The organism is Desulfosarcina cetonica JCM 12296 (assembly GCF_001311845.1).
Classification (GTDB): Bacteria; Desulfobacterota; Desulfobacteria; order Desulfobacterales; family Desulfosarcinaceae; genus Desulfosarcina; species Desulfosarcina cetonica.
Window position 1 is genome coordinate 1 of the sequence record NZ_BBCC01000325.1, and the last position, 4,059, is coordinate 4,059.

5 protein-coding genes are annotated in these 4,059 nt (G+C 62.0%); all 5 read right to left on the minus strand.

The genetic code is table 11. The features are described 5' to 3' along the window. The coding region (locus JCM12296_RS33015; protein WP_479690895.1) for a (2Fe-2S) ferredoxin domain-containing protein at nucleotides 1-595 on the minus strand (595 nt) is incomplete at its 3' end. Then, a complete protein-coding gene (gene nuoE / locus JCM12296_RS33020; RefSeq protein WP_054702082.1) occupies nucleotides 592-1,113 on the minus strand; it encodes an NADH-quinone oxidoreductase subunit NuoE in 522 nt (173 codons plus the stop codon). The genes JCM12296_RS33015 and nuoE, both read right to left, overlap by 4 nt. A gap of 72 nt (nucleotides 1,114-1,185) precedes the next feature. Continuing rightward, nucleotides 1,186-1,653 (minus strand): Crp/Fnr family transcriptional regulator, encoded by a 468-nt coding sequence (locus JCM12296_RS33025; protein WP_054702073.1) that lies wholly within the window; start codon nucleotides 1,651-1,653, stop codon nucleotides 1,186-1,188. A 30-nt stretch (nucleotides 1,654-1,683) separates the two neighbouring features. Next, nucleotides 1,684-2,103 carry a Crp/Fnr family transcriptional regulator gene (locus JCM12296_RS33030; protein WP_054702076.1) on the minus strand — a complete coding sequence of 140 codons (420 nt, stop codon included), beginning with the start codon at nucleotides 2,101-2,103 and terminating at the stop codon, nucleotides 1,684-1,686. A gap of 139 nt (nucleotides 2,104-2,242) precedes the next feature. Continuing rightward, on the minus strand, nucleotides 2,243-4,059 hold a 1,817-nt coding region (locus JCM12296_RS33035; RefSeq protein ID WP_157068134.1), incomplete at its 5' end, for a DNA internalization-related competence protein ComEC/Rec2.

Here is a 4,059-nt window from a genome sequence, read left to right on the forward strand (position 1 = left end):
CACCGCCACGCCCCCGCAGGCCGGCGGCGGCGATGGTGTCGATGAGCGTTTCCGGCGGCTGGCAGAGCGCCTCCACCAGGCCACGGTAGCCATCATCGGCCAGGTACTCGTGGATCTGCTCGGGGTCGATACGGCCGCAACGATCCATGATCACCCGTTTCTCGCGATTGAAACGGGCGAACTCGGTCACCGAGGGGATCATCTCGTTTTCCACCGTGGCGCCCATGATATGCTCGAAGCGCGGGTCGCCCTCCTCGAGGAAAAGTTTGACCAGCATGCGGGCCTTGCCCGGAGTGACCTCGGGGTAGAGGATCGGCGGGAATCCCGAATCGGGATGATCGATGACCACCACCGGTTCGGCGTAACAGTGCCCCACGCAGCCCACGGTATGCACCAGGGCCTCGACGCCCCGTTCCTTGAGGGCCTCCTCGAAGGCCGCCTGGGTCTCCAGGGCACCGGAGGCGATGCCGCAAGTGGCCATGCCGATATGGATCTTGGGCAGCGGACTCTGGACGAAGGCCTCCTGCCGGACCACGGCATCGTCGATAAGGGCCTGATAGGCCGCCCGGATCGGGCCCTCGGCAGCGGCGGTCATGACCGCGCGGCCTCCCGGGCCGCTTTTTCCTTCTCCAGGCGCACACGCAGCACCAGCCCCTCCACCTTACTGGGGGCCATGTGGCCATGCAGGGTATCGCCCACCAGGGCCACCGGCGCCAGGGCGCAACAGCCCACGCAGGCCACGCGCTCGATGCTGAACTCGCGATCAGCGGTGGTTTCGCCTTCGGCGATCTCCAGCTTGCGCTCGAAATTTTCCAGGATGATCTCGCCGCCACGCACGTGGCAGGCCGTTCCCATGCAAACCCTGACAGGGTTTCTGCCCGGCGGGGTGAAGCGAAACTGATTATAGAAAGAGGCGACGCCATAGGCCTCGGAACGGGTAATGGCCAGATGGTCGGCCACCATGGCCAAGGCCTCGTCGGGCAGATACCCCACGGTCTTCTGGGCCACCTGGAGCAACGGAATCAGCTCGCCCCGATCTTTGGGGGCAGCGTCGATCTGCGCCTTCAGGATTTCGAGGTGGGCTTTGTCTTCAGGGGTGAGTGAATGGGTCATAATCACTTTCAACGATGACGGTTTCGAGGACCGTGAAAGGTCCCTTCAAATAGTAGGTCGTTACCACAATCATCAGATCTTGTCCATGGCACCATAGGCGGCCTGAATGCGCTCGCGCAGCAGGAAACTGAGCCGTTCGAGCATGAAGAAGCCGAAGGGGGTATCCTCTTCCATGCATTTGCGCAAGGCCTTTCCCTTGAGCCGGACCACGGTCGTATCCTTCTGGCAGTCGGCCGACGACATGAGCACATGCGGCTCGGCCAACAAGGACGACCAGCACCCCAGGGTACGGCCTTTGCCCAGGGCATCGATGACCACCGAGCCCTTGTGCCGGCCGACATCCATGGCCCGTTCAAGGAAGACATATCCTTCGACAATGATGAACAAATCCTCACCCAAGTCGCCCTGCCGGAAAATATAATCGCCGGTCTTGTACTTCTCAATGCTGCAGAAGGCCGAGATCGTCTCCAGGTGCGTCGGTGAGATATTTTCGAGAAAACTGCTGGATGTCAAGGTATTATGGATATCTGGCGTTTGCATAAGCTCCTTTCACAAATCGGCATCAATCGGTTAGCGGCCTCTGCTGGCAGGCCTGGACCAGACGGCATCCCAAGGCGCAGGACAGGCGCTTAAAAAAAGGTAGCCGCTCTCCATGTCATCGTCGAACAGCTTGAGCAGGCGTTCCCGATCGATCTTGAGGACCACCGCCGGGGTCTGGCAGACCGCGCTGCCACCATAGGTATCGCTGTTGACCAGGCACCCCCAGCCAAAGGCTTCCCCTACCCGGTTGCCGGTGTAAACGCATTTTCCCGCTTCGTCCATGGTGATGCGGACCTCGCCCTGGGCCAGGATATACAGGTGCTGGGCGGCGTCACCGCTCTGAAAAAGAACGTCACCGGATTTAAAGGCCTTGCGTTCGGCAATGGCCATGACCCGGTTAACCACGTTTTGATTCAGCCCCCAAAACAATTCTTTCTGTGGAATGTACATGGCAGACCTCTTCTGTGTTAACACGCCAGTCGATATACGGGATGACTCGAGTAAAACACGGTAGATGAGACTTTCTATTTTATAGTACGCCTGAAAAGCCGCTGTCAAACCCAGTCTGGACAAGAATGAAAGCGATGGGTCATCGGACAGGCGCCTCCCAGGTGACATGGGTCATGGGGCATTGGACATTCAGCGTGCCGCCGTCCGAGCGCATGATAACGGCGCCCTGGTTGCACGTACACAGGGGCCGGCAGCCGGCCCGGCCATAGCGGTTCATCACCTCCGGATGGGGAAAACCGTATCGGTTGCCGGCACCGGCGCTGATCACCACCAGTTGCGGATCAACGGCGTCGACCAGGGCCTTTGAGCTGGAGGTGCGTGAACCATGGTGGGGCGCGAAGATCACCGTGCTGCGAAGATCCGCGGGGGCCGTTCGCCGCACCATGGCCTGCTCGGCCGCGCCACTGATATCACCGGGGATGAGAAATCCCACCGCCCCGAACGTCGCCTTGAGCACCAGGGACGCCCCATTGCGATCGGCCTGGTCCAGGTCGTCCGGGGAAGCGAAAAAACCGGCCGGTGGATTGAGAATCGCCAGGCGAACCCCGCCCACCATGACCGCATCCGCGCTTGCATCCATGCGGCGCACGCGAATGTCATGCTCCCGGCAGGCCGCCATCAGGGTTTCATACCCGAGGGTGGTGTTGACATCCCCATTGGTCCACAGCTCGCGAACCTTGAAGTGCCGGGCGATATAGATCAGGCCGTTCAGGTGATCGGCATTGGGGTGGGAGAGCACCAGGGTATCCACACGCGCGATTTTCTTGCGCCACAACAAGGGTGCGATCACCCGTCGGCCCATGTCGAAAAGCCGATGATCGGCGAAACCGCCGCCGTCCACCAGCATGACCCGGCCACCGGGCATCTCCAGCAAGGTGGCGCTGCCCTGCCCCACGTCGATGGCCATTACCCGGAGATCGCCATGCCAGTAGCGCACGAAGGCCCAATAGCCGCCATCAACAATCCCCAGGACCAACACGCCGGCCAGCACCCAGGGGGCCGCGCGCCACTGTCGCAGGTTCAGCAAGGTCCAGCCGGCGATGTAGTAGAGCGCCATTTCCACGAAGGAGGGCGTGACGGTCTTGACCGCCGCAAAGGCAAGCCCGGCAAACCATTCCACCCCCATGAGCCCCAGCTGCAGGACGTTTATGGCCAGCCCGAACCCCAGGATGGCCAGGGGTTCCGAAATCGCCGCCAACACGGCGGAAAGAAGGCCGGCCGGAACGGCCACGAATCCGATCAGCGGCACCAGCACCAGATTGGCGGCAAGCCCCACCAGGGAGGTCTGATTGAAATGCGCCAGCACGATCGGCGTGGTTCCGGCAACGGCCAGGGCCGATACCAGGAGAAAGTCCGTCAGCCACCGGACCGTCCGCTGCCGCCAGGTCCCGGCCGGCGCCCGCACCGGGACGATTTTGCGGAATCCATAGGCGATGGAAAGGACGGCGGCAAAGGAGAGCTGAAAGGAGATGGTGAAAATCGATGGCGGAAAAATGATCAGAATGATCAACGCCGCCAGGGCCAGGGTGTTGAGGATGTCGTGGCGCCGCCCGATCACCACGGCCGTCAGAAACAGTCCCACCATGATCACGGCCCGTTGGGTGGACGGTGTCATGCCCGCCAAAACGCCATAGGCCAGAACCGGCACGAGGGTTCCCACGGCGGCCCAGCGCCGGCTCCAGCCCCGCCACAGCAAGGCCGGAAAGCGTGTGAAAAGCCAGCCCAAGCCGAAAAAGGCCACGCTGGCGACAATCCCCACATGCAGGCCGGAAATGGCCAAGAGATGTCCCACGCCGGAACGGTTGAAACGCTCGCGCAGATCTTCATCGATGGCCGTGCGGTCACCGAAAACCAGGGCCTTGAGCACGGCCCCGGCTTCAGGGGGCGCGCCGGCGG